We start from the raw sequence: 1497 nt of genomic DNA, 5'->3' as shown, positions 1-1497 counted from the left end.
TTGTGGGAGAAGGTGGATCGGCGCGCAGCGCCGAGACGGATGAGGGGTGCGTGACGGAGTGAGGCGGTGAAGGTTCTGCTCTGGTTCAGGGCGTTTACTGTTGGCGTATCGCCAAGCTGGAACACCCCTCATCCGTCTTGCCGCTGCGCGGCAATCCACCTTCTCCCACAAGGGGAGAAGGTTAGAAATGCCGGCGCATCACCGTCGCCCGGCCCTTCGCAGGCTCAGAGCGTTCGAGGCTCGTAAAGCCAAGCAATTGGCTTTACGTCCGCTAGCGCGGACCGCCTCTCAACTCTCAATCCACACCTTCTCAAAGTGCTGCTCCAGCGCCTGGTGCTGTTCGCAGCCTTCGACGCCTTTGCGACAGGTCCGGTAGACCGAGCGCCAGTAGGGTTGGATGATGATGCCCGAGTCGCGCAGATTCTGCTCGATCTTGCCCATGATCTCCTTGCGCGCCTTGGCGTCGGGTGTCGCCAGTGCCTTGTCTAGCAGCGTGTCGAATTCGGGATTGGCGTAGGCGCTTTCGTTCCAGGCGGCGCCGGATTTATACGCCAGCGCCAGCACCTGGACGCCGAGCGGGCGGCCGAGCCATTCGGTGCAGGAGAAGGGGTATTTGCTCCAGTCGTTCCAGAAGGTGGCGGCCGGCAGCACGGTGCGCTTGATCTTGAGGCCGGCCTCGCGCATCTGCGCGCCGATGGCGTCGCCGGTGCTCTTTTGCCATTCGACATCGACGGAGATGAGCTCGAATTCGTGGTCTGATTTGCCGGCCTCGGCCAACAGCTTCTTCGACTGCTCGACGTCACGCTTCGCCGGGCCGATATCGGCATATTCGGGGTGCATGGGGCCGACATGGTGATTTTCGGCGGGCTTGCCGCGGCCGCCGAGACCGAGCGCCAGCACGGCGGCATTGTCGACGGCGAGCTGGGCGGCGCGGCGCACCTTGACGTCGTCATAGGGCGCGTTGGCGACATTGAAGCGGGCGACGATGGTCGAGCCGGTGGCGATCTCGGAGTTCATCAGCCCCATCTGCTCGGTCTGCGAGACGGCATCGGAAGCGGTCTCGTGGTCGGTGTCGATCTCGCCGGATTCGAAGGCCGAGAGCATGGCGTTGGGGTCGGAGCCGTAGTCGACCCATTTGATGCCGTCCAAGTAGAATTCGCCCTTCCACCAGGGCTTGTCTTTGCGCTTCACCTCGGCACCGGTCTCGGCATCCCAGCTGACCAGCTCGCAGGGACCGGTGGTGATGGCCAGCGCCTTCAGGGGATCGCCGTCGCCCTCATAGGAGCGGTGCATGATCAGTGCGGGATAGTCGGCCATGCCGGCGATCAGCGAGATGTCGGGCTTGGGCAGGTTCAGCTTGATGGTGAAGTCATCGACCTTTTCGATGCCGCCATCGACCACCTTCTTGGTGTCGGCATTGACCAGCGCGCCCATGCGCGCGGCGACCGAATTGCCGGGCACCGAGGCATCGCACCAGCGGGTGAGGTTGTGGATGAC

General features: G+C 63.5%; 1 protein-coding gene. It reads right to left on the bottom strand.

Going from position 1 to position 1497, the window contains the following annotated elements:
• Nucleotides 1-288: 288 nt before the first annotated feature.
• On the bottom strand, nt 289-1497 hold a 1209-nt coding region (locus tag ENZ75_RS31605; protein WP_164888165.1), incomplete at its 5' end, for an ABC transporter substrate-binding protein.

The organism is Mesorhizobium sp. M7A.F.Ca.CA.002.04.1.1 (genome assembly GCF_004022805.1).
GTDB lineage: Bacteria > Pseudomonadota > Alphaproteobacteria > Rhizobiales > Rhizobiaceae > Mesorhizobium > Mesorhizobium ciceri.
The sequence above is the reverse complement of the archived record's forward strand: the minus strand, read 5'-3'. Positions and strand labels throughout refer to the sequence as shown.